Below are 24,813 nucleotides of genomic sequence, written 5' to 3' on the forward strand. Positions count from 1 at the left end.
CGCTTTCGGACAAGGGGGAGAAGTATGAGTAATCCAGAAGTGTATAAGCCGAAAAATCATATTCGCTTTGTAACAGCTTCGAGTCTTTTTGATGGCCATGATGCTTCCATTAACATTATGCGCAGAATCATTCAGGCGAGCGGTGCGGAGGTAATCCACCTAGGTCATAACCGTTCGGTAGAAGAAGTCGTGAACGCTGCGATTCAGGAAGATGTACAGGGAATCGCCATTTCCTCTTATCAGGGAGGGCATGTTGAGTATTTCAAGTATATGTATGACTTGCTGAAGGAAAGAGGCGCTTCCCATATCCGCATTTATGGCGGTGGCGGCGGGGTTATCATCCCGAAGGAAATCAAGGAATTGCATGAGTACGGAATCGCGAGAATTTTTTCGCCTGAAGATGGCCGAAAGCATGGCCTGCAGGGCATGATCAACCAGATGATTAAAGAATGTGATTTCCCTACATTCACAGCAGAATCATCCGAGCAAATTGAAAAGCTTCAGGAAGGGGAAACCAATGCGATTGCCAAGCTGATTACCCTTGCTGAGCATCAGGTTACGGAGACCAAAGAAGCAGCCCCAACTCTTGAAACCGTGATGGAAAAAGTAAAGTCGCTTGAAAAACAGGTACCGGTTGTTGGGATTACGGGTACAGGCGGTGCCGGTAAAAGCTCTTTAACCGATGAGCTGATCCGCCGTTTTATCAACGAAATCCCGGAAAAGAAGGTAGCCATTCTGTCCGTTGACCCGACAAAGCAAAAAACGGGCGGTGCGCTTCTGGGGGACCGGATTCGCATGAATGCGATCTTTAATCCGCGTGTTTATATGAGAAGCCTCGCAACTAGAAATTCCCGCAGTGAGCTTTCACTTGCGATTCAGGATGCGATTTCGGTTGTGAAGGCTGCCGGCTTTGACTTGATTATTGTTGAAACAAGCGGAATCGGGCAAGGGGATGCGGGCATTACCGAAATTTGCGATGTCTCTATGTATGTGATGACAAGTGAATTCGGCGCGCCTTCCCAGCTTGAGAAAATAGATATGATTGATTATGCAGACTTAATCGTTATTAATAAATTTGAGCGCAAAGGGTCTGAAGATGCCATGCGCCAGGTGCAAAAGCAATATCAGCGCAGCCGGATGTTTTTTGAAAAGGAACTGGAAGAAATGCCTGTATACGGTACGATTGCAAGCCAGTTCAATGATCCGGGAACAAATGCGGTGTTTGCTGCACTGGTTGAAACGATCAACAAAAATGCAGGCACAGATTGGGAGACGAATTTTTCAAAAAATGCGAAAGTGGAAAAGCAGAATGTCATTATCCCGAATGAGCAGCGGTATTATTTGCGTGAGGTTTCAGATACAGTACGCGGCTATCATAAGAAAGCAGAGGACCAAGCCGATCTTGCCCGCAAATTGTTCCAGCTGGAAGGAGCTCTTCTTGCTGTAAAAGAACAGGAAGGAAACGAAGAGGCAATCTCTTCATTGGAGGCCATCAAAGCGTCTGTCGAAGACAAATTGACAGCTGAAACGAAGAAGATTCTTGAGGGCTGGGATCGTCTGAAGGAAAAATATGCAGGCGAGCAATTTGTGACGAAAATCCGCGATAAGGAAATCATAACGGTTTTAAAAACCAAGAGCTTATCAGGCCTGTCCATTCCAAAGGTGGCCCTTCCTAAGTACAAGGATTATGGAGAAATCATCCGCTGGGTGTATAGAGAAAATGTCCCTGGCTCATTCCCGTACACAGCAGGCGTTTTCCCATTCAAACGCGAGGGAGAAGATCCAAAAAGGCAGTTTGCCGGCGAAGGTACGCCTGAAAGGACGAATCGCCGTTTCCACTATCTTTCAAAAGATGATTCAGCCAAGCGTTTAAGCACAGCGTTTGACTCGGTTACTCTTTACGGAGAAGATCCGGATTACCGCCCGGACATTTACGGAAAAGTAGGGGAGAGCGGTGTCAGCGTTTGTACGCTTGATGATATGAAAAAACTGTATGCCGGATTTGATTTATGCCATCCATCTACATCTGTATCGATGACTATTAATGGGCCGGCTCCGATCATATTGGCTATGTTCATGAATACAGCCATTGAGCAGCAGATTGAAGCAAAAGAGCAGGAGCTTGGCCGAGTGCTCACTCCGGAAGAGTTTACCGAAGTAAGGGCGAAAACGCTGCAAACGGTAAGGGGAACGGTTCAGGCTGATATTTTAAAAGAAGACCAGGGCCAAAATACTTGTATCTTCTCTACAGAGTTTGCATTAAGGATGATGGGGGATATCCAGCAGTATTTTATCGACCATAAGGTCCGCAATTATTACTCTGTCTCGATTTCAGGCTACCATATCGCAGAAGCGGGTGCGAACCCAATTTCGCAGCTGGCATTTACATTGGCAAATGGCTTCACATATGTAGAGTATTATTTGAGCAGAGGCATGAACATCAACGACTTTGCACCAAACCTTTCATTCTTCTTCTCAAACGGACTGGATCCTGAGTATACGGTGCTTGGCCGTGTGGCACGCCGCATCTGGGCGACTGTTATGAGAGATAAGTATGGAGCGAATGAAAGAAGCCAAAAGCTGAAGTACCATATCCAGACTTCCGGGAGGTCGCTGCATGCGCAGGAAATCGATTTTAACGATATTCGTACAACACTGCAGGCATTGATGGCACTTCAGGATAACTGTAACTCACTGCATACAAATGCTTATGATGAAGCGATTACCACTCCGACAGAAGAGTCTGTCCGCCGAGCGATGGCCATTCAGATGATCATTACAAAAGAACATGGTTTATCCAAGAATGAAAATCCGCTTCAGGGCGCTTTCATCGTGGATGAGCTGACAGATCTTGTAGAGGAGCAGGTATTGAAGGAATTCGAACGCATTAGTGACCGCGGCGGCGTACTTGGTGCCATGGAAACTCAATACCAGCGCGGAAAGATTCAGGATGAGTCCATGTATTATGAAATGAAGAAGCATACAGGTGAGCTTCCAATTATCGGAGTAAACACATACTTGAATCCGAATCCTCCTTCAGAGGAAGAAATGGACAATATGGAACTGGCAAGAGCAACTAAAGAAGAAAAAGAAACTCAGATCCGCAATCTGCGCAGCTTCCAGGAGCGCAATAAAGATAAAGCAGAAGGGGCCTTGAACCAATTGAAGGAAACGGCAGTCAGCGGAGGCAACATTTTCGCTGCATTAATGGAAACGGTCAAAGTGGCAAGCCTTGGACAAATCACACGTGCACTATATGAAGTGGGCGGGCAATATCGCAGGAATATGTAGATTAAATAAGGCATCCAAAGGCCAATGGAGTCAACAATTGAAATTAAGGCTTGCAGTCTCGAGCTGCAGGCCTTTACTTTTCCTGAGTGATAACCTAATTTTTACACGGAATTAATACAAAATACATCCGTATCCTATATAATGGAATCATTATACATAGCGGTGCACTTCGGGGAAGCTGAGGATGTGAAAATGTGAAGAAATTATTTCTGTATGCAGCTCTAGTGGGAGCTAGTGCGGGCGTTTACTTCCTATACGAAAGACAGCTTGGAGCCATTGCCTTCTTTTTATTATCATTTTATTTTACTTGGCTGGCGTATAAACAGATGGATCAGCCTTTGAAAGGCCGGAAAAGAAACAGGGTGGATTAAACTCTTCTATTTATAGGCATGAAATACACTGCTTTGATTTTGGCACCCTGCTGAGTGGAGCGGGTCGCAGGGAGACTTCGCAGGTGCGTATGCGCCAGGATGCTCCCTGACCCCTGCGGAAAGCTGGTTTCAAGAGCGGAAATCAACAGGCCTTTTCATTAACGTTTATGTTTAGCAGGGCTGGCAAGTACAAAACTGCAGAAAAAATGCCAGAACAGCAGATATAACTGGCATAAACCGTAAAAATTTGTTTATAATGAAGAATATGTCTTCTTGGGGGCAGTTCAAGTGTTTTTTTGTGCTCTCAAAATATAGAGCCAATAGGGCTTCATTTAAGTTTGTGCGTGTTTTTGTTATTTACGCTGCCTAATAGCGTTACATAGGGAAAGGAAGTGCTGATATTGAGTTTGGAACAATTCTCAAAAGAAGAATTACAAGAAATGTCATTAATTGAAGTGGCTTATGAACTTTTAAAAAGCAAAAAAGAACCGATGGCTTTTAATGACATTATGGATGAAGTGACTAAGATTCTGAACCTTTCAAAGGAACAAGTTAAATCGAAAATTGCACAGTTCTACACTGATTTAAATATAGATGGACATTTTATTGGATTGGGGGACAACCGCTGGGGTCTTCGTTCATGGTATCCGGTAGACCAATATGAAGAAGAAGTCGTTTCCGTTATCAAGCCTAAGAAGAAAAAGGCGAAGAAGAAGGTCGCCGATGATGATCTTGACCTTGAAGATTATGATGAACTGGATGAAGAGGATATCGATTATGATGACGACGGTTTTGATGATGACGATCTGACAGATGACGATGATGATGATCTTCTTGATGATGACGACGATCTTGACGAAGACTTCGAGGATGACGCTGAAATTATTGATAAAGATGAAGAAGAATTCGATCTTGATGAAGATGATGATGACGATGATGACCTTGAAGAAGATGAACTTGAACTGGATGAGGACGAAGAAGATTTATAATCTTGACTTTTCGTTTCAGGGCTTGTAGAATACTTTTTGGGCTCCTTAAAAAAGGAACGATTCGTTAGACGCTAATAGCGCTCCCTTACTTTATAAGTAAGCGGAGCGCTTTTTATTTTTTATATGGGAGAGGCGAATGGTCGTCTCTTCTAAGGGTGAATGGATAAAATTGCGTTTCCTCCCCTTTGCCGAATGGTGCAGCTTCGGATTGAAAAAATCCTGCAGCTGGAAGATAGAATTTTTTTAATGAAGTCTTTAAACCAAGACGAATATGCACAAACTGATATTGAGGGGGAATTTTACATGACAAAGTATATTTTTGTAACAGGCGGGGTTGTTTCATCTTTAGGAAAAGGGATTACAGCAGCATCACTTGGCCGCCTTTTGAAAAACAGAGGTTTAACGGTTACGATTCAAAAATTTGATCCTTACATAAATGTGGATCCGGGAACAATGAGCCCGTACCAGCATGGTGAGGTATTCGTAACGGGTGACGGTGCAGAGACTGACTTGGACCTTGGCCACTATGAGCGCTTTGTGGATATTAATCTGACAAAGTACAGCAGTGTAACAACGGGTAAAATCTACTCAACGGTGCTTAGAAAAGAACGCCGTGGAGATTATAACGGAGGAACTGTACAGGTTATTCCGCATATTACCAATGAAATTAAGGATAAAGTTTTCCGGGCAGGTCATGAAACTAATGCGGATGTGGTCATTACAGAAATCGGCGGAACGGTTGGGGATATCGAATCACTGCCATTCCTTGAAGCAATTCGCCAGATCAAGAGCGATATCGGCCGTGACAATGTGATGTACATTCACTGTACGCTGGTTCCTTATATCAAGGCTGCAGGAGAAATGAAAACAAAACCGACTCAGCACAGCGTAAAAGAACTAAGAAGCCTTGGCATCCAGCCAAACGTAATTGTTCTTCGTACAGAAATGCCGATTTCCCAGGACATGAAGGATAAAATTGCGTTGTTCTGCGATATTGATAAAGAAGCGGTAATTGAAGCAACCGATGCAGAAACATTATATTCCATTCCTTTATCACTTCAGGAGCAGAAGCTTGATCAAATCGTATGTGACCATTTGAAGCTGCGCTGCGGAGAAGCAGACATGGCAGAGTGGAATCAGCTTGTTGACAAGGTTCTAAACCTTTCCAAGAAAACAAAGATTGCCCTTGTCGGTAAATATGTTGAATTGCAGGATGCCTATATTTCGGTAGTTGAAGCATTAAAGCATGCAGGCTATGCTTTTGATTCTGATATTGAAATTAAATGGATTAACTCTGAAGAAGTGAACAAGGATAATGTAACAGAATTACTAAACGATGCAGATGGAATCCTTGTTCCGGGCGGATTCGGAGACCGCGGGATTGAAGGTAAAATTCTTGCGATCCAATTTGCCCGCGAAAATAAAAAGCCATTCCTTGGCATTTGCCTTGGCATGCAGCTTGCTTCCATTGAATTTGCAAGAAACGTACTGGGCCTAAAAGATGCACACTCTGCAGAAATTAACCCTGATACGGAACACCCAATCATCGACCTGCTGCCTGAGCAAAAGGATATCGAAGATTTAGGCGGAACATTGAGACTTGGGGTACAAGCTTGTAAATTGGAAGAAGACACAAAAGCATTTGAAGCTTACCAGGATGAAGTGGTTTATGAGCGCCATCGCCATCGCTATGAGTTTAACAATCACTACCGCCAGGATATGGAGAAGGCCGGATTTGTCTTTTCTGGTACAAGCCCAGACGGCCGCTTAGTGGAAATCATCGAGGTGAAGGACCATCCTTGGTTCTTGGCATCCCAGTTCCACCCGGAATTTATTTCAAGGCCAACACGCCCGCAGCCTTTATTCCGTGAATTTATTGGGGCATCATTGAAATTTAGCGAGAAATTATAAGATGTAAAAAAATCCCTCCAGGTGCGGAGGGATTTTTTTATGGGCACAAACGAGCGTGAGGAGATTTTCGCGATATCGGAATAAAACCTCTTGAAAATATTATTCGTATTCCGCCAAAATCTCTTCAATTGTAAATTTGATTCCGTAATACACAAATAAAGCAGCCATGGAGGCAGGGTAGCCAAAGCGATTTCCTTCTTCGTCAGGAAGGAGCCCTTTTGTTAGCTTTAAATCGATATGAACATCGGCCAAGTTGGCGAGGTTTTCGCTGCGATCAGCTTTTTCGGTACTAACTGCCACAAAAGGGATGCCTTTGCCAGCCAGTTTTTTTGCTAATGAGATAGCCTCTTCATCATCAGAATTTCTTGAAAAAATTATAAATCTGTCTGTTTCCGAAATTTCGTTATCTTTCCCCCAAATAGCCGCATCCCGGAGCGGTTCCTGGCTTTGGGTAGCTTCATGGCCGATGCCGCTCATTTCCTGAGTACCATATATATATATTTTTCCATCGCCTGCAGCGGCTTGGGCCAGCAGGCGCGCGCTGTCTTCAATGGCAAATTCCTCTTTCTCCTGCAGTCGCTTAAACAAGCCTGTAAGCTGGGTAGAAAACATTTTTAACAAAGTATTTCACTCCTTCGGTCACTGCTCCCTGAGGTTCTATTATAGTGAATCAAGAGAAAAAGGTAAAATATTCACAGTGAAATTGTAAAAAATAGCAGGAAATATGCTGTGTTATAGAGAAATTACCTGTAGGAGAATGTACAGTTAAGTGACCTGCAGTCATAATTGAGTAAGTATTTAAACAAAGTGCTTTTAAAACGACAGGAAGAGGTGGCTTGATGAAAGGGAAAATTTTAATCGTAGACGATCAGTTCGGAATCCGCATTTTACTTAATGAGGTATTACAGAAAGAAGGGTACGACACATACCAGGCTGCCAATGGAGTCCAGGCTCTCGACATTGTTTCCAAGCATTCGCCTGACCTCGTCCTTCTGGATATGAAAATTCCAGGAATGGACGGGATTGAAATTTTAAAAAGGATGAGAGTGGTTGATAGGGATATCCGGGTCATTATCATGACTGCGTATGGTGAGCTGGATATGATTCAGGAAGCCAAGATCTAGGCGCTCTTACCCATTTTGCAAAACCATTTGATATTGATGATATTCGGGCAGCCGTGAAGAAGTATTTACCGGTTCCCAATTCCAATTAAGGTGTAAAATAAACCGTTTTTACCCTGAAATTCCATCGGCTTGAAAATGATAGCGTTTGCTTTATGACAATTAAGAAAAACGCTCTAGATTAATGGCTTTTCTAAATCCTTTTTGGTATGATAACAAATGAATTCCAAAGGATCGCTTTCGTTTAACAGGGGATTTTAAGGGTACATATTCGTTAGTGTTAAGGGGAAAACTTTAACAGTCCATGCCCTGTGAAAAACTTAATCGATCATCAATAAGGAGGAAGAAAAATGCCTTTAGTTTCTATGACTGAAATGCTGAACAAAGCAAAATCAGAAGGCTATGCAGTAGGTCAATTTAACTTAAACAACCTTGAGTTCACTCAAGCCATCCTGCAGGCTGCAGAAGAGGAAAAATCACCTGTAATCCTTGGTGTTTCCGAAGGTGCGGCTCGTTACATGGGCGGTTTCAAAACGGTTGTAAAAATGGTTGAAGGACTGCTGGAAGATTACAAAATTACAGTTCCAGTGGCTATTCACTTAGACCACGGTTCAAGTTTTGATAAATGTAAAGAAGCAATCGATGCAGGATTCACTTCTGTTATGATCGACGCTTCTCATGACCCGTTTGAAGAAAACGTAGCAACTACCAGCAAAGTAGTTGAATATGCGCATGCAAAAGGCGTTTCAGTAGAAGCAGAGTTAGGAACTGTCGGAGGACAGGAAGACGATGTTGTTGCTGACGGCGTTATTTATGCAGATGCAAAAGAATGTGATGAGCTAGTGAAGCGTACAGGCATCGACTGCCTTGCACCAGCACTAGGTTCTGTTCATGGACCTTACAAAGGTGAGCCTAACTTAGGTTTCGTTGAAATGGAAGAAATCGGAAACCTTACTGGTGTTCCTTTAGTTCTTCATGGCGGAACAGGTATCCCAACAAAAGATATTCAAAAAGCAGTTTCATTAGGAACAGCTAAAATCAATGTAAATACAGAGAACCAAATTGCTTCTGCAAAGCGTGTTCGTGAAGTATTGGCAGCAGATACAGAAATGTATGATCCACGCAAATACTTAGGTCCTGCACGTGAAGCGATTAAAGAAACAGTAATCGGCAAAATGCGTGAGTTTGGTTCTTCTAACAAAGCATAATTAAGAACTGAACAAGTGATAAGAGAAACCGCCTTCTAGTTTTAGGGGCGGTTTCCCTGTATTTTTTAATAGTTAATGGTACATATGGGCTGTTTTCGTAAGGTTTTTTGCTTTTCCATCACTTAGTTTTATACGCTGAGTTGATTGGAGCGGAGGGTACTTGATCCTCGAAAATGCTTCACATTTTTTCGTGCAGTGTTTATTCAAGGAAGCAAATTCAATGTCCTGCAGGAGCAGAGGGAGCGGGAGACCCCACAGGCGAAGCCGAGGAGGCTCCCGTTACTCCCCGCGGGTTCGCTGAGTGCCCGCAGCGGAAATCAACGATCAAAATTCTTAAGCACAACATTATATACGAAAAGAGCCTACATAAAAAACGAACAAGGCTTTACAGAATAGATACTTTATTTAATAATACATAGATAATTATCAAAATATTAAACAAGGTGGGATTATTATGAAGTTTTTTATCGATACGGCAAACATGGAAGAAATTAAAGAAGCATTTTCGCTTGGGGTAGTAGCAGGTGTAACAACCAATCCATCATTGGTTGCGAAAGAAAAAAATGTATCCTTTACTGACCGCCTTCGCGAAATTACGGAATTGGTTCCGGGATCCGTTAGCGCGGAAGTAATCGCTCTCGATGCAGAAGGGATGATTAGGGAAGGGAAAGAGCTAGCTGCAATTGCGCCGAACATTACAATAAAGGTTCCCATGACTCCGGATGGATTAAAGGCCGTTAGCGCTTTTTCAAAAGAAGGCATTAAAACAAACGTTACTTTAATCTTCAGTGCAAACCAGGCGCTGCTGGCGGCAAGAGCTGGTGCAACTTATGTTTCGCCATTCCTTGGACGCTTGGACGATATTGGCCATAATGGTCTTGATTTAATTTCAACGATTGCAGAAATCTTCGCTATTCATGACATTGAAACGGAAATCATTGCAGCTTCCATCAGACATCCTCAGCATGTTACTGATGCCGCTTTAAGAGGTGCTGATATTGCTACGGTTCCTTATAAAGTAATCCAGCAATTATTCAACCATCCATTGACAGATAAAGGAATTGAAGCATTCTTGGCGGACTGGAATTCAAGAGGATAATTGATTCTTCGGTAAAATAACTCTAGGTACCCGGCTTTGTATCCGCTGCATAAGGCTTGCGGAGCAAAGCCGGCCCCATAACCTGAACCTCTGCTTTTAGTACTTCTTTCTTAATTTTAACTTTTTTCGTTATCGATACATGAGATTTGATTTTTCGTGTAAACTATAAGATAAAGATAATGTCGGAATATGTAAAAAACAGTTGGAAAATTGTTCCTTATCCATCTTGCAATGTTGTAAACTACAGATACGTGATAATATGAAAGTGCATATTTTCCCAAAGGATTTTTCTGACATTAATATTAGGACAAGCCTATTTCGGTTTCTTATAGAAGCTAGGGCTATTTTCTGACGTAATTGGTTAGAAAAGTAGTGTATAGCTTTTGCTGTAAGGGCTCTCAATTTTTGAAATATTTGAGCCAATTTACTGCAGTGCACGATTAACAACGGCTTAGAAGGGAGTTACAAATGGAAAAGCTTATGATTGCAGGCGGTTATCCTTTAAAAGGAACAGTCCGGATTAGCGGAGCCAAGAACAGTGCGGTGGCATTGATCCCGGCTACCATTTTAGCGGAGTCGCCTGTGACAATTGAAGGTTTGCCGGATATTTCGGACGTTCAAATTTTAAAAGATCTGCTTGAAGAAATAGGGGGAACAGTTGAATTTTCAGACAATGATATGACTGTTGATCCCTCTTCCATGATTTCCATGCCTTTGCCGAACGGAAAAGTAAAAAAGTTGCGTGCTTCCTATTACTTGATGGGAGCCATGCTTGGCCGTTTTAAAAAAGCGGTAATTGGCTTGCCTGGAGGCTGTCACCTTGGTCCAAGGCCGATCGACCAGCATATTAAGGGGTTTGAAGCGCTTGGCGCACGTGTGACCAACGAGCAGGGAGCCATTTATTTGCGTGCCGATGAATTGCGCGGGGCGCGAATTTATCTGGATGTTGTCAGCGTTGGGGCAACCATTAATATCATGCTAGCCGCCGTTCGGGCGAAGGGCAGAACGATCATCGAAAATGCCGCCAAAGAACCCGAAATTATCGATGTCGCTACATTGCTGACCAATATGGGTGCGAAAATTAAGGGAGCCGGAACAGATGTCATCCGTATTGACGGAGTCGACCACCTGCATGGCTGCCAGCATACAATCATTCCTGACCGGATTGAAGCTGGAACCTATATGATCGTTGGCGCAGCAGCGGGAGAGGGTGTACTGATTGATAATGTCATTCCTCATCACCTCGAATCGCTGATTGCAAAGCTTCGTGAAATGGGCGTTCAGATCGAAACGAAGGACGATCAGGTTTATGTTGGTCCAGCTGATAAAATGAAAGCTGTCGATATTAAAACACTGGTATACCCAGGTTTTCCTACGGACCTCCAGCAGCCGCTGACTTCGCTGCTTACAGGGGCAGAAGGAACAAGCATGGTCACAGATACCATTTATAGTGCCCGTTTTAAACATATTGATGAGCTTCGCAGAATGAATGCGAATATTAAGGTGGAAGGCCGTTCCGCAATTATTAACGGTCCAGTCCAGCTTCAGGGCGCCAAAGTAAAGGCAAGCGATCTGAGAGCAGGGGCTGCACTTGTGATTGCTGGCTTAATGGCTGAGGGCGTCACAGAAGTAACAGGCCTTGAGCATATTGACAGGGGCTACAGCCATCTGGTTGAAAAACTGAATGGGCTGGGTGCCACAATCTGGCGCGAAGAAATGAGTAAAGAAGAACTGGAACAAATGAAAAACGCTTAGTTTCATTTAAAATAAAGAGAACTTTACACCAATAAAATAAGGCGGGTGATGCAGCGCTGGCCATAAACCGGCCCGCCATTCACCCATGCAATTCTGCCTTAGAATCTGGGGAGGAAAGATCGATGGAAAGAAGTTTGTCAATGGAGCTTGTCCGTGTAACTGAAGGTGCTGCTTTAGCATCAGCACGCTGGATGGGGCGCGGTTTAAAGGATGAAGCGGATGATGCAGCTACTTCTGCGATGAGAGATGTGTTTGATACTGTGCCGATGAAGGGAACAGTGGTTATCGGAGAAGGCGAAATGGATGAGGCGCCAATGCTTTACATTGGGGAAAAGCTTGGAACAGGCTACGGGCCTCGCGTCGATGTAGCTGTTGATCCATTGGAAGGTACGAATATTGTAGCATCTGGCGGCTGGAATGCATTGGCTGTACTAGCTGTTGCTGACCATGGAAACCTGCTTCATGCTCCGGATATGTACATGGATAAAATTGCTGTCGGTCCTGAAGCCGTAGGACAAATTGATATTAATGCTTCTGTTTTGGATAATTTGAAAGCGGTCGCAAGAGCAAAAAATAAAGATATCAATGATGTCGTGGCAACCGTTCTTAACCGTGAGCGCCACGAGCATATTATCAGCCAGCTGCGAGATGCAGGGGCAAGAATCAAACTAATCAATGACGGTGACGTGGCTGGAGCGATTAATACAGCTTTCGATGAAACCGGAGTAGACATCCTGTTCGGTTCAGGCGGTGCTCCGGAAGGCGTTCTTGCAGCGGTTGCCCTTAAATGCCTTGGCGGAGAAATCCAGGGTAAACTTCTCCCTCAAAACGATGCAGAAGTAGAGCGATGCCTGAAGATGGGCCTTGATATTAACAAGGTTCTATTAATGGAAGACCTGGTAAGAGGCGATGATGCCATATTTGCCGCAACAGGTGTAACAGACGGAGAGCTTCTTAAAGGCGTACAGTTTAAAGGTTCCTACGGTTCAACTCATTCAGTTGTTATGCGTGCCAAATCAGGGACTGTCCGCTTTATTGAAGGTCGCCATAGCTTAAATAAAAAGCCTAATCTTGTTATTAAATAGAGAGCAAAATAGATTGAAAATGAGGGCTGGCCTCTAGTGCCAGCCTGCTCATTTTCATTTCCTTCCTGCTATATTTTCCATTTAAAAAATTGTTATTGATTAATTTTTAGATTTAGGGGTAAAATAGAGTTGTTTTTTACTGAAGAGGAAACCTCCTTATTTCAACTGAAAACGGGCTCCTAACCGGTCTATTCCTCGAAACTTTTTATCACTCAGCAGAAAGAAAAATATAACTAAATTCTTCAACCGCTTCAAGAACCTCAAAAGCGTCTTTCCCATTCCTTTCATATAAAGTCCTATATTTGTACAGCTGCATATGAAGGAAATAATTGAAAATTTCAAAAGTGTGGTGTAAAAATGGGTTTAAATATCTCAAGTTTAGAAAATATGAAGCTAAAAGAGCTTTATGAACTTGCCCGTGAATATAAAGTTTCTTATTACAGCAAGTTATCGAAAAAAGAATTAATTTTTGCCATCCTGAAAGCAAGGGCAGAGCAGGAAGGCTACTTTTTCATGGAAGGTGTCCTGGAAATCATCCAATCGGAGGGCTTTGGCTTCCTTCGTCCGATCAACTATTCGCCAAGCTCTGAGGATATTTATATTTCCGCTTCGCAGATTCGCCGCTTTGATTTAAGAAACGGAGATAAAGTATCCGGGAAGGTTCGTCCTCCAAAGGAAAATGAACGCTATTTTGGCCTGCTTCAAGTAGAAGCGGTTAATGGCGATGATCCGGAATCAGCGAAAGAGCGTGTTCATTTCCCAGGATTGACGCCTTTATATCCAAACCGCCATATGAAGCTGGAAACAGGTACAAGACAGGTTTCCACACGAATTATGGACTTGCTTGCCCCAGTCGGTTTTGGGCAGCGCGGTTTGATCGTTGCGCCTCCAAAAGCAGGTAAAACGATGCTTTTAAAAGAAATTGCCAATAGCATTACAACTAATCATCCGGAAGCAGAGTTAATCGTCCTATTGATTGACGAGCGTCCGGAAGAGGTAACTGACATAGAGCGCTCTGTTGCTGGCGATGTTGTCAGCTCAACGTTTGACGAAGTGCCGGAGAACCATATTAAAGTGGCCGAGCTTGTGCTTGAGCGCGCCATGCGTTTAGTTGAACATAAGCGCGATGTTGTCATTTTGATGGATAGCATTACAAGACTGGCAAGAGCTTATAACCTTGTCATTCCTCCTAGCGGAAGAACATTGTCAGGCGGTATCGACCCTGCTGCGTTCCACCGTCCGAAGCGTTTCTTTGGTGCGGCCCGCAATATCGAAGAAGGCGGAAGCTTAACGATTCTTGCGACTGCGCTTGTTGATACAGGTTCACGTATGGATGATGTTATTTACGAAGAGTTTAAGGGTACTGGAAATATGGAACTTCATCTTGACCGCTCACTGGCTGAAAGAAGAATATTCCCGGCCATCGACATTCGCCGTTCCGGAACGCGCAAAGAAGAATTGCTTATCCAAAAAGACCACCTGGACAAACTATGGGCCATCCGCAAATCCATGTCCGACTCACCTGACTTTGCAGAAAAGCTCCTTCGCAGGCTGAAACAGACAAAATCAAACGAGGAATTCTTTGCTAACTTGGCTGAGGAAATGAAGGCTAAGCGGTCTCATTAACAGTTGAAAGCTTGTAGCAGCTTTTTTTTGGATGCTGTTTATGTTAAGTTTATTTTCTGCAGCAAACTAAATTTTCTATACTGAGTTGATTGGAGCGGAGGGCACTTGACTCCTGCGGGAGGAGAGGGAGCGGGAGACCCCACAGGCGAAGCCGAGGAGGCTCCCGTTCCTCCCCGCGGAAAGCAAGTGCCCGCAGCGGAAATCAACGGGCTGTATTTATAAGAATATACAAATCAATTGGGAAATAAAGGGTGCATAATTCCCGTATTGCAAAAAACAATTGGACTTGTTATAATGATGACAGTGTGTTTTTGAAGTTTACGGCAATTCATGTTGCCCGTAATATATAACTCTGTTTCGAATGATTCAGGGCGGAAGGAGATGAAAAGAATGAAATCAGGAATTCATCCTAACTATAAAAAAGCAATGGTGAAATGTGCTTGCGGTAATGAGTTCGAAACCGGTTCTGTTCAAGAAGAGATCCGCGTTGAGACTTGCTCTGAGTGCCACCCATTCTATACTGGACGTCAAAAATTCGCTGAAGCTGGCGGACGTGTTGACCGTTTCAACAAGAAATACGGCATTAAGTCAGAACAAAAATAATAAACAACAAAAACAGGCAAGTTAACTTTCTTGCCTGTTTTTTATTGCTAATGAAGGCCGGACGCCGGTCTTTATGCGGATATGAAGAACTGTTTTGCCGGGGCCATTTTACCCAAGGCTCTGAAAAAGCGCCCGAGTATAAGGTAATATTAACAGCTCGACCCTTTCTTCATAAAATAATAATTACAAGCCATTATATTAGATAGAACGAGGAAGGAGAGGCCGTTCATGTACGTTATGAATCATCACGGATGGGTGGAAGTCATTTGCGGAAGCATGTTTTCAGGCAAATCAGAAGAGCTGATTCGCCGTGTACGAAGAGCTCAGTTTGCCAAACAGCAGATTGCTGTTTTTAAGCCGCAAATTGATAACCGGTACAGTGATGAGGCTGTTGTTTCACACAATGGAACTTCTATCATAGCTAGACCCGTAAACCAGTCTACCGATATTTTTAAATACATTAATCCTGAAATTGATTTGATTGCCATTGATGAGGTGCAGTTTTTCGATAACGAAATCGTGAAGGTCATCCAGCACCTGGCTGACAGCGGACACCGTGTGATCGCTGCCGGACTTGATCAGGATTTCCGCGGAGAGCCTTTTGGCCAAATGCCTGCCATCATGGCGGTTGCTGAATTGGTTACAAAGCTGCAGGCTGTATGTGCCGTTTGCGGATCGCCTGCAAGCCGTACACAGCGCCTGATCAATGGAAAACCAGCTTCATACGATGATCCCGTTATCCTGGTTGGCGCATCAGAAGCATATGAACCGCGCTGCCGCCATCATCATGAAGTTCCCAAATCGCCCAATGTTATAGAAAATCCTGAGACAACTGAGTCTTTATCATAATTTTTATACTTAACGATCTCTCTGCCCTGGCGTTGTTCCGGGCAGTTTTTTTATGGAGTAAAAGGACGGGGCTGTAATCGCATCAGACCGGGAAGTGGTGCATAAATTCAGAAAGTGACGCAAAAATACTGGAAAGTTGTTCATAAAAAGTTAAAGTGAAGCATACAACAGCCCAACTGGTTCATAAAAAAATAAAGTGGAGCATAAACAAAAAAGTGCAGCCCAATTTCCCTTAATTTGGCCCGCACATTCCTCCTTATAGCGGACATGCTATAAAAAGGAGGTGTTAGTTATGAAAAAGCTTGGTGTTTTCATTCTGATGCTCGCATTTATGGCTGGCTGTGCCCAGGATCAGGGGACAGAGAATGCTTATAACCAAGAGAGCAGGGATGGCACTTCATTTATTAACAACGATCTGGATCGCACAGAGGACAATGATACGTTGGACAGGACTTTGAGCGGAGACCAGAATCCGAATTTTATAAACTTCGATGGCAAACGCCTGGACAACCAGGATGATATAAACCATGCCCGCAAGGTGATTGCCGCTAATGAAGGCTACCGCCCTGGTGCTGTTTGGGTAAATGGAGAAGATATGTGGGTAACAGCTTACCGTAAAGGCATGATGACCAATCAGGAAAAAATTGATGCCGAAGCACAATTGCATAAAATGCTTATAAAAGCTCTTCCTCGTTATCATATTGAAGTAAAAGTCCAGGAAGACCGCACGTAAAATGCCCTGCTTTACAGGGCATTTTTTTACGCAGCTTTTCTTTTTAAAATAACTTTGCTGGAGGTTACATAGCTATGAAGAACCATACCGGCAATGACAAGAGCCATGCCTGTCAAGGAAACGGCAGAAGGAAGCGGGCTGGATAGCAGGACCACCTCGCCGGCGACAGCAAAAAGAACCTCCAGAGATTGGGTCGCTTCAACTCCACCTAATTTTTGCATATTGCCTCGAACAAGGTCGGTGGCTGCGAAAAACAATACAGTCGCAAAGACACCGGAAAAAAGGGCGACCAAGCCGGATTGGATTACCTGGCCTGAGCTTGGCAGTCCCGCTGAAGCAAGGCCAGCTAAGGAAAGAATCAGCCAAAAGGGCAGACTGGCAATGGTCATGCCAAGCACCCGCTGGTATGCATCGAGCCGGTTTTCGCAGACATCCATCATTTTGCGGTTGCCTAATGGATAGGCGAAAGATGCTAAAATTAATGGAATTACAACTAACAGGGTTTCGCGCCAGGAGATGGAGGAGGCGTGCTCCCATTGCATGACCGCAACCCCGAGCAGGATAATCATGCTCATCATTAAGCCGCGATAAGGAATCTTGCCTCGTACCCGAACTGTGCCATTTCCTGATTGATACCCAACATAAAAAAGCGGAGCCAGGAGTGAACCGGAAATAATGGTAATCTGCCAGGTGCCGGCAATCAGCCATCCGGGTCCGTAGGCTGCGGCGAAGCATAATGGGGCATAAAATAAGCCAAAGCCTACAAAGCTCCATAATAGCCACTTTCCCGGTGCCTTTTTCATTTCGGTGAAAAGCGGGCGCAAATTTCCTCTAAAAGCTACAATTGCGACAAGCAGGGGAACCATGAAGAAATAGCGGAGCGAGGCGCTCCACAGCCAGCTGCCGCCATCCATCTCCATTGCACGGTTCAATACGAACGTAAACGCAAAAAAGAATGCGGAGCAAACCCCTAATATAATTGCCTTCAAGCCAGGTCACCTCATTTTCCTTTGTTTGTTAAAAGCTTTCCGAGACTCAGCCAGTTTTCCTCTACAAGCCTGGATGCCAAATCCTTATTTCTATGCCTGCTAACTTCAATAATCTTTTTATGCTGTGCAACGGAACTCAGGCCATTTAAAGAGCCAAACTGAGCGATTTCCAAACGTTGAATTTTCGGCATGATCCGTTTTAAAGCCGAGATGATCTCTGGATTATTTGCTGCCTGAAGATATATTTGGTGGAAAGCTTCATCAGCCTGGATCGCGCCAATAATGTCCTGCTGCTTCAAAGCAAATTCCAGCTCTTCATTGGCCGTTTCCAACTGCTCATAATCTCTTTCGGTTAATTGGGGAACTGCGAGCCTGGCGCCTAATGCGTGTAAAACAGCTGCAACTGTAAAAGCGTGGCTGGCTTCGTCTTCATTTAATGGTGTAACCCGGGTGGAGGAGCCCGGTGCTGACTCAACAAGCCCTTCATCCTCAAGCCGCTTTAAAGCTTCCCTGACTGGAGTCCGGCTGATCCCAAAATCTTCAGCAAGTTCCTTGTCATGAAGCCGTGCTCCCGGCTCGAAATCAAGCTGGACAATATTTTTCTTTAGTGTTTCGTAAACTTCATCTCTTAGGGACAAACGTTTAATGGGAGTAATCTTTTTATTTTTCATAAAACCAATATATCGGATATCACAAAAATTGGCAATGACTTTTCAGAAAACTCCATTCTTCAACCGGGCTGTCTCCTTATTCGCGATTGGTTTTGACTGCAACTATCACCTATACTATAATTAGAATGTTATGGAGTTACGGATGTAAATTTATTTTTAAAATATATCCCGCTGGCCAGAGTCCGGCGGTTAATGGATAAAATGAGGTGAATGGCTGTGTTTGATCGTCTTCAATCTGTAGAGGACCGTTATGAAAGATTAAATGAGCTTTTGAGCGATCCGGAAATTGTCAATAATCCAAAAAAGCTGCGTGAATATTCAAAGGAACAGTCTGACATTCAGCAAACTGTTGAAACATATCGCGAATATAAAGAAGTGAAAGAGCAATATCAGGATGCGCGTGCCATGCTGGAAGAAAAGCTTGATGCAGAAATGCGCGAAATGGTAAAAGAAGAATTGGATGAGCTTGAGGAAAGAAAAGAGGACCTGGAAGCACGTCTGAAAATCCTCTTGATTCCTAAAGACCCTAATGATGATAAAAACGTTATTATGGAAATTCGCGGGGCAGCCGGCGGTGACGAAGCTGCTCTATTTGCGGGCGACTTATACCGTATGTACAGCCGCTATGCCGAGGCGCAGGGCTGGAAGATCGACGTTATTGAAGCCAGCTCCACAGGTGTCGGCGGATATAAGGAAATTATTTTTATGATCAACGGAAACGGCGCCTATTCAAAACTTAAGTTTGAAAATGGCGCACACCGTGTCCAGCGTGTTCCGGAAACAGAATCTGGCGGCCGTATCCATACTTCTACTTCAACGGTTGCCGTTCTTCCTGAAGCAGAAGAAGTTGAAATTGATATTCATGAAAAAGATATCCGTGTTGATACATTTGCGTCAAGCGGACCGGGCGGACAGAGTGTTAACACGACCATGTCAGCCGTGCGTTTAACTCACTTGCCGACAGGAACGGTTGTATCCTGTCAGGACGAAAAGTCACAGATCAAGAATAAGGAAAAAGCGATGAAGGTACTTCGTGCACGTGTGTACGATAAATTCCAGCAGGAAGCACAGGCGGAATACGATCAGCAGCGTAAATCTGCTGTAGGAACAGGTGACCGTTCAGAACGGATCCGTACGTACAACTTCCCGCAAAACCGCGTGACTGACCACCGCATTGGCTTAACGATCCAAAAGCTTGATCAAATTCTTCAAGGCAAGCTTGATGAAGTGATTGACGCGCTGATCGTTGAAGAGCAATCTGCAAAGCTGGACAGTGCATCCAATGAGTAATCAAACCATGAAAGTATACGAAGCCCTCAATTGGGCTTCTTCTTTTTAAAAAAGGCGAACCGCGATGAAAATGCCGGCGAATTATTATTGCAGCACTTTATGCAGATGGGCAGAGCAAGCTTTTTGGCTAATCTGCGGGAAGATTTGCAGCCCGAGACACTGGACGCTTTCCAGGAGGCTGTGCATGCGCACGCCGCAGGCCAGCCGGTGCAATATATAATCGGCTCTGAAGAATTTTACGGGCGGACCTTTCTGGTCAACGAGGATGTGCTGATTCCAAGGCCGGAAACAGAAGAGCTTGTTTATCATGCCCTGCAAAGGATTCCGAAGCTGTTTAGCGATGATGATACACTTGAGTTGGCTGATATCGGGACAGGCAGCGGAGCGATTGCAGTCACGATAAAGCTTGAAAAGCCAGCACTGAACGTAACGGCAACGGATATTTACGGCCCGACACTGCAGCTGGCACAGGAAAATGCCGAGCGAAATGGCGCTGAAATTGAATTTATGCAGGGTGACCTTCTGCAGCCGCTTATTTCGGAGGGAAAGCGGTTTGATATCATCCTATCAAATCCCCCCTATATTCCAGAGAGGGACGCAGAGTGGATGTCAGACGTGGTAACCAAGCATGAGCCTCACCGCGCACTATTTGCCGGAGAAGATGGCCTCGACCTGTACAGGCGTTTCATGGAGGAACTGCCAGCCGTTCTAAAGAAGCGTGCCCTAATCGGCTTCGAAGTAGGAGCCGGCCAAAGTAAAGCCGTCTGTGCACTTCTGCAGCAAACCTTTCCACAAGCAAAAGTAGAAACAGTCTATGACATCAACGGCAAAGACCGCATGGTATTTGCAGAAATAGGATAAAAAGCCGCCGGTTGGCGGCTTTTTTTAGGTACCAGGTACCACCCGAATTTTGTCGATTTTTATAGGTTGTTAGAGAAGGGAAATGGCAGCAGGAATTTTTTTAATTTTAATAGTTTAAGAATCTGACATCCTGTCCACAATGAGGATAGTGAAGGGATGGTGTCGGAAAGATGAAAACAAAAACGATTGTGAAATTATATATATTGATTTTATCCTTGGGAACGATTCTAAGTTTATATATACCGAAAACAGAAGTGACAGCAGATGAACCGATGGTGATTCCAAGCGAGGCAATCAGGCTTCGGATTCTGGCTAACAGTGATTATGAAGAAGATCAGGATATTAAGAGAAAAGTTAGAGATGCTGTAAACTCAGAGATTACAGAGTGGGTTGCAGAGTTAACATCGATTGAAGACGCCCGTGATTTGATTCAATCCAGATTGCCTGAGATTCAAGAGATTGCAGAAGAAGTTGTGGCAGAAGAAGGATCTGACCAGAAGGTAAACGCGGATTTTGGAAAAGTAAGTTTTCCTACAAAGCTGTACGGCCAGTTTTTATATCCCGCCGGCGAGTATGAAGCGATTTTAATTACATTAGGTGAAGGCAAAGGCGCTAACTGGTGGTGCGTGTTATTTCCTCCTCTATGCTTCCTTGATTTTTCAAACGGTGTGGCTGTAAGTGAAGGTTTTGAAGAAGGCGATAAAAAGGGAGAAGTAAAAGCAGAGAAAGAGGTAGCCGCTGCAGCCTCAGATTCGAAGAAAGAGGAAAAGGAAGAGACACCCCCTGTTTATACAGAAGAGGATGAACAGCCTGTAGAAGTAAAATTCTTTTTAGTAGAAATATGGGAGAAGATCTTCGGATAAAGACTTTGCTTTAGCAGCGAGTCTTTTCTTTTTGGCCATGATAAAGAGCTCGCTGTTGTTTTTGCCACACTGTTAATTGGAGTGAAAATCAACAGTGAAGCGTAATAGAGACCTTTTTTAGAATCATTTTAGAAACTGGAAGAAATATTACAATTAAGACAAGCGGTTAACATCTTCTTTTCATGCGTTTGAATCTATCAAAAACGGATATTTAAAGTAGTGTAACAACAAAACATAAACAAAAGGAGATGAAAGATAATGGCTAAAAACAACAATAAAAACAACGATAAAATGTCTCGTGAAGAAAGAGGACGTATGGGCGGAGAAGCAACAAGCCGCAACCATGATAAAGAATTCTATCAGGAAATTGGCTCAAAAGGCGGAGAGGCTACAAGCCAAAACCATGATAAGGACTTCTATCAGGAAATAGGCCAAAAAGGCGGAGAAGCGACAGCTGAAAGCCATGATAGCGAATTCTATCAGGAAATTGGCCAAAAAGGCGGAGAAGCAACAGCTGAAAGCCATGACAAAGAATTCTATCAAGAAATAGGAAGAAAAGGCGGAGAAGCAACAAGTGAAAATCATGACCGGGATTTCTATGAAGAAATCGGCCGTAAAGGCGGCAACTCTAACGACTAATGTTTCACCTGAAAAATTCAATACGATTTTAAAATAAACACGGCAGCAGATTAATAACAGCTGCCGTGTTTTTTATTTTATGGTCCAATCTAGTATTTTTTTTGTTCTACTTTTTCTATTTTTTCATATTCATAGAATGACAATAACAAAAATGGGGTGAAGAAATGGAAACAGGCGTAGTACGATGTGCACAATTAGAAGATGCGGATAGACTGGCGGTATTTTTGGAAGCGGCAAATTTAAGCACGGATGGGATTAAGGATGCGATTGAGTATTTTTTGATTATGGAGAATGATTCGGGGGATATTAAAGCTACCCTGGGAATTGAGCCCCATGGAGAGGTAGGCTTGTTGAGGTCGCTCGTTATGTCAGCTTCAGCATCCGAAAAGGATTTATTCGTTCTTTTCGAGCAAATCTTAATGCTGGCCAGGGATCGCAAGCTGCATTCATTATATCTCGCTTCGAATAAAAGAAACTCACTTGAGTTTTTCCATTTGCTTGGATTTAAACAGGAGGAAACAGAGCAACTGCCAGCAGTTTTGTTTGAATCAGATCACGTAAAACATATTCTGACTGTGGATAACTCTTTCTTTTTAAAATTATCCATGTGAATTGTGGGTATGTTGCCAAAGTTATACACAAAATAGCATTATTTATACACAATTTGTGGATAAAACTTGAGTTATCCTCCATCTTCTACTATACTTTCCAAAGTAATGTTCAAAAAAATGTCGAAAACAAAGGAATTTTGACAGCTAAAAAACATTTTTTATGAAGGTGGATAACAATGATTACAAAAAGATGGTCGGTGGATAAAAATGTGGATAAAGGAGAAAGTTACCCACAACTTTCACAGGCTGCCGATCTTTTAAAAAATAATGAAGTAGTAGCTTTCCCGACTGAAACAGTGTATGGATTGGGCGGGAATGCAAAAGACGATGATGCGGTAAGGAAAATCTTTGGAGCAAAAGGGCGCCCAAGCGATAATCCACTTATTATCCACATTGCTGAAAAAAGCCAGCTGAACGCATTTGTAGAGGAAATTCCGGAAAAGGCACTGGAGCTAATGGAGTATTTTTGGCCTGGGCCCTTAACACTGATTTTTAATATGAAGGAAGGCGTTCTTTCGGATTTCGCCACAGCCGGGTTATCCACAGTCGCAGTCAGGATGCCAGATCACCCTGTAGCCCTTGCGTTATTGGAAAAAACGAGGCTTCCTATTGCAGCTCCAAGTGCGAACCGATCTGGAAGACCAAGTCCGACGACAGCAGACCATGTTTGGGAAGACCTGAATGGGCGGATTGCAGGTATAGTGGATGGAGGTCCGACAGGTGTAGGTGTCGAATCGACTGTATTGGATTGTACTGGTGAAGTACCAGTCATCTTGAGGCCGGGCGGTATCACAAAGGAACAGCTTGAAGCGGTTGTTGGTGTAGTTACTGTTGATCCTGCATTAGCAGATGAGGGCCAGGCACCGAAATCCCCTGGAATGAAGTACCGTCATTACGCACCGGATGCTCCTCTTTATTTAGTAGAAGGAACTCGAGAAGACATCCAGCGGCTTGTTGATGAAAAAAAGCAGGAAGGACTTTCTGTAGGAGTTTTGACAACAGCGGAAAACGAAGGATTTTACCAGGCCGATTATATATTTGCGTGCGGACAGCGGGAAAGTCTGGAGACTGTCGCAAGCTCACTATATGAAGCTTTAAGACATTTTAATAATACAGATGCTGAAATTATTTTCAGTGAAATGTTTCCGAACGAAGGCGTTGGCCACGCCATCATGAACCGGCTGATGAAAGCAGCAGGGCATCGGGTCATTAGCTGATTATCTAGAGGAAGAGCCGCTTCGGATGGAGACGGCTTTTTTTGCTTTGGGCAGTTATAAAAAACCTGCCAGACTCCATAAATTCAGATAAGGCCGTAGAAAAAGCCTATAATGAAATCAACAGGCAAGTTTAACAAGAGCCTAGACGAAAGAAGAAAATCAGCCAGGCAAGAAAGAGATTTTCCCCAAAAATAGAATGGCATTCTAAAACCGTTTGGACGTGCATATGCTGAATTAGCAAGTCCAAGGGGGCGGAAAAATGTCAGCTATGATAGGAGAAATACTAACACTGGCTTTAATGGCATTCGCATTGGGGATGGATGCCTTTTCGGTCGGCCTGGGTATGGGGATGTACAGACTCAGCCTTAGGCAGATAATGAAAATCGGGATTACAATCGGACTTTTCCATGTATGGATGCCCTTGCTGGGAATGATTGCAGGCAGATTCCTTTCAAATACATTCGGAGCTATCGCCGGCTATGTTGGCGGCGGATTGCTCCTTTTATTAGGCGTGCAAATGATTTGGTCAAGCTTCAGGGAAGATGAGGATAGCCTGATTACACCGGTAGGTCTGGGCCTGCTGCTGTTTGCGCTGAGCGTCAGCCTGGATAGCTTCTCTGTCGGGCTCAGTCTCGGAATCTATGGAGCGAAGACCATGCTGGTCCTAACCTTCTTCGGAATCGGTGCAACCGTCCTAACCTGGGCTGGCCTCCTCACCGGCAGAAAAGTCCAGGGATGGATGGGCTCCTACAGCGAAGCCCTCGGCGGTGCCATCCTGCTCGCGTTCGGGGTAAAGCTTTTATTCTTATAGGTACCAGGTACCACCCGAATTTTGTCGAATACTGAAGCAGCCGGCCTTGTCCGGGTTTAAATGTTAATATTTTGTGAAAAATGAAAAGGGTGCCTGTCACCCTTTTTCTTTTTTGCCTGTTAATATATGTGCTATGGGGAATTTATCTTATAATGGAAGAAAAGTACAGATGTATCATTTTTCCGCTTAAATAATAAATGATTGTGGATCTAAACCGATA

21 protein-coding genes and 2 pseudogenes are annotated in these 24,813 nt (G+C 43.8%); 20 read left to right on the top strand and 3 right to left on the bottom strand.

The window, feature by feature from the left end:
• The first annotated feature begins 24 nt into the window (after window positions 1-24).
• The 4 genes from icmF to pyrG all read left to right on the top strand — a co-directional run bounded on the left by icmF (window position 25) and on the right by pyrG (window position 6,562).
• Entirely contained in the window at window positions 25-3,291 is a 3,267-nt protein-coding gene (gene icmF, locus AC3ZVC_RS05275; protein WP_490066799.1) for a fused isobutyryl-CoA mutase/GTPase IcmF, read from the top strand.
• A gap of 194 nt (window positions 3,292-3,485) precedes the next feature.
• Window positions 3,486-3,662 (top strand): hypothetical protein, encoded by a 177-nt coding sequence (locus AC3ZVC_RS05280; protein ID WP_214725860.1) that lies wholly within the window; start codon window positions 3,486-3,488, stop codon window positions 3,660-3,662.
• 401 nt (window positions 3,663-4,063) lie between these two features.
• Window positions 4,064-4,651, top strand: a complete 588-nt coding sequence (gene rpoE, locus AC3ZVC_RS05285) for a DNA-directed RNA polymerase subunit delta (RefSeq protein ID WP_490066802.1) — start codon at window positions 4,064-4,066, stop codon at window positions 4,649-4,651.
• 303 nt (window positions 4,652-4,954) lie between these two features.
• Complete coding sequence (pyrG, locus tag AC3ZVC_RS05290; protein ID WP_490066804.1) at window positions 4,955-6,562, top strand: CTP synthase; 1,608 nt, start codon at window positions 4,955-4,957, stop codon at window positions 6,560-6,562.
• Window positions 6,563-6,661: 99 nt separating this feature from the next.
• On the opposite strand, the gene AC3ZVC_RS05295 is transcribed toward pyrG, so the two are convergent.
• Window positions 6,662-7,183, bottom strand: coding sequence for a DUF2529 domain-containing protein (locus tag AC3ZVC_RS05295; RefSeq protein WP_490066806.1), 522 nt, complete (start codon window positions 7,181-7,183; stop codon window positions 6,662-6,664).
• 215 nt (window positions 7,184-7,398) lie between these two features.
• On the opposite strand from AC3ZVC_RS05295, the pseudogene AC3ZVC_RS05300 reads away from it, so the two are divergent.
• From AC3ZVC_RS05300 to AC3ZVC_RS05340, 9 genes and pseudogenes are all read left to right on the top strand, one after another.
• A pseudogene (locus AC3ZVC_RS05300) lies at window positions 7,399-7,775 on the top strand (response regulator).
• A 258-nt stretch (window positions 7,776-8,033) separates the two neighbouring features.
• Window positions 8,034-8,891, top strand: coding sequence for a class II fructose-bisphosphate aldolase (locus AC3ZVC_RS05305; protein ID WP_490066808.1), 858 nt, complete (start codon window positions 8,034-8,036; stop codon window positions 8,889-8,891).
• A gap of 454 nt (window positions 8,892-9,345) precedes the next feature.
• A complete protein-coding gene (gene fsa, locus AC3ZVC_RS05310; protein WP_490066810.1) occupies window positions 9,346-9,990 on the top strand; it encodes a fructose-6-phosphate aldolase in 645 nt (214 codons plus the stop codon).
• A gap of 468 nt (window positions 9,991-10,458) precedes the next feature.
• Window positions 10,459-11,745: a UDP-N-acetylglucosamine 1-carboxyvinyltransferase gene (gene murA, locus AC3ZVC_RS05315; protein ID WP_490066815.1), complete on the top strand. Its 1,287-nt coding sequence runs from the start codon at window positions 10,459-10,461 to the stop codon at window positions 11,743-11,745.
• 122 nt (window positions 11,746-11,867) lie between these two features.
• Entirely contained in the window at window positions 11,868-12,830 is a 963-nt protein-coding gene (gene glpX, locus AC3ZVC_RS05320; protein WP_214725853.1) for a class II fructose-bisphosphatase, read from the top strand.
• A 357-nt stretch (window positions 12,831-13,187) separates the two neighbouring features.
• Window positions 13,188-14,456, top strand: a complete 1,269-nt coding sequence (gene rho / locus AC3ZVC_RS05325) for a transcription termination factor Rho (protein WP_110063704.1) — start codon at window positions 13,188-13,190, stop codon at window positions 14,454-14,456.
• Between the two features lie 390 nt (window positions 14,457-14,846).
• Window positions 14,847-15,059, top strand: a complete 213-nt coding sequence (rpmE, locus tag AC3ZVC_RS05330; protein ID WP_009332279.1) for a 50S ribosomal protein L31 — start codon at window positions 14,847-14,849, stop codon at window positions 15,057-15,059.
• A gap of 228 nt (window positions 15,060-15,287) precedes the next feature.
• A complete protein-coding gene (locus AC3ZVC_RS05335) occupies window positions 15,288-15,908 on the top strand; it encodes a thymidine kinase (RefSeq protein ID WP_490066822.1) in 621 nt (206 codons plus the stop codon).
• A gap of 292 nt (window positions 15,909-16,200) precedes the next feature.
• On the top strand, window positions 16,201-16,641 hold the full coding sequence (locus AC3ZVC_RS05340) for a hypothetical protein (RefSeq protein ID WP_490066824.1): 441 nt from the start codon (window positions 16,201-16,203) through the stop codon (window positions 16,639-16,641).
• Window positions 16,642-16,667: 26 nt separating this feature from the next.
• On the opposite strand, the gene AC3ZVC_RS05345 is transcribed toward AC3ZVC_RS05340, so the two are convergent.
• Together AC3ZVC_RS05345 and AC3ZVC_RS05350 are read right to left on the bottom strand one after the other, a co-directional pair.
• Window positions 16,668-17,630 (bottom strand): DMT family transporter, encoded by a 963-nt coding sequence (locus tag AC3ZVC_RS05345; RefSeq protein ID WP_490066825.1) that lies wholly within the window; start codon window positions 17,628-17,630, stop codon window positions 16,668-16,670.
• Between the two features lie 11 nt (window positions 17,631-17,641).
• Window positions 17,642-18,301: a GntR family transcriptional regulator gene (locus tag AC3ZVC_RS05350; protein ID WP_490066827.1), complete on the bottom strand. Its 660-nt coding sequence runs from the start codon at window positions 18,299-18,301 to the stop codon at window positions 17,642-17,644.
• Between the two features lie 216 nt (window positions 18,302-18,517).
• On the opposite strand from AC3ZVC_RS05350, the gene prfA reads away from it, so the two are divergent.
• The 7 genes and pseudogenes from prfA (at window position 18,518) to AC3ZVC_RS05385 (ending at window position 24,593) form a co-directional block, all read left to right on the top strand.
• Window positions 18,518-19,591: a peptide chain release factor 1 gene (prfA, locus tag AC3ZVC_RS05355; protein ID WP_490066829.1), complete on the top strand. Its 1,074-nt coding sequence runs from the start codon at window positions 18,518-18,520 to the stop codon at window positions 19,589-19,591.
• A 7-nt stretch (window positions 19,592-19,598) separates the two neighbouring features.
• Window positions 19,599-20,452: pseudogene (gene prmC, locus AC3ZVC_RS05360) on the top strand (peptide chain release factor N(5)-glutamine methyltransferase).
• A gap of 170 nt (window positions 20,453-20,622) precedes the next feature.
• A complete protein-coding gene (gene spoIIR, locus AC3ZVC_RS05365; protein ID WP_490066831.1) occupies window positions 20,623-21,315 on the top strand; it encodes a stage II sporulation protein R in 693 nt (230 codons plus the stop codon).
• A gap of 258 nt (window positions 21,316-21,573) precedes the next feature.
• A complete protein-coding gene (locus AC3ZVC_RS05370; protein ID WP_490066832.1) occupies window positions 21,574-21,954 on the top strand; it encodes a KGG domain-containing protein in 381 nt (126 codons plus the stop codon).
• 164 nt (window positions 21,955-22,118) lie between these two features.
• On the top strand, window positions 22,119-22,565 hold the full coding sequence (locus AC3ZVC_RS05375) for a GNAT family N-acetyltransferase (RefSeq protein ID WP_490066834.1): 447 nt from the start codon (window positions 22,119-22,121) through the stop codon (window positions 22,563-22,565).
• A 176-nt stretch (window positions 22,566-22,741) separates the two neighbouring features.
• A complete protein-coding gene (locus AC3ZVC_RS05380) occupies window positions 22,742-23,782 on the top strand; it encodes an L-threonylcarbamoyladenylate synthase (RefSeq protein ID WP_490066836.1) in 1,041 nt (346 codons plus the stop codon).
• A gap of 259 nt (window positions 23,783-24,041) precedes the next feature.
• The gene (locus tag AC3ZVC_RS05385) at window positions 24,042-24,593 is read left to right on the top strand and encodes a manganese efflux pump MntP (protein ID WP_490066838.1); all 552 of its coding nucleotides are present in this window, start codon (window positions 24,042-24,044) and stop codon (window positions 24,591-24,593) included.
• Window positions 24,594-24,813 lie beyond the last annotated feature (220 nt).

It is taken from the genome of Cytobacillus sp. C11.1 (assembly GCF_058145115.1).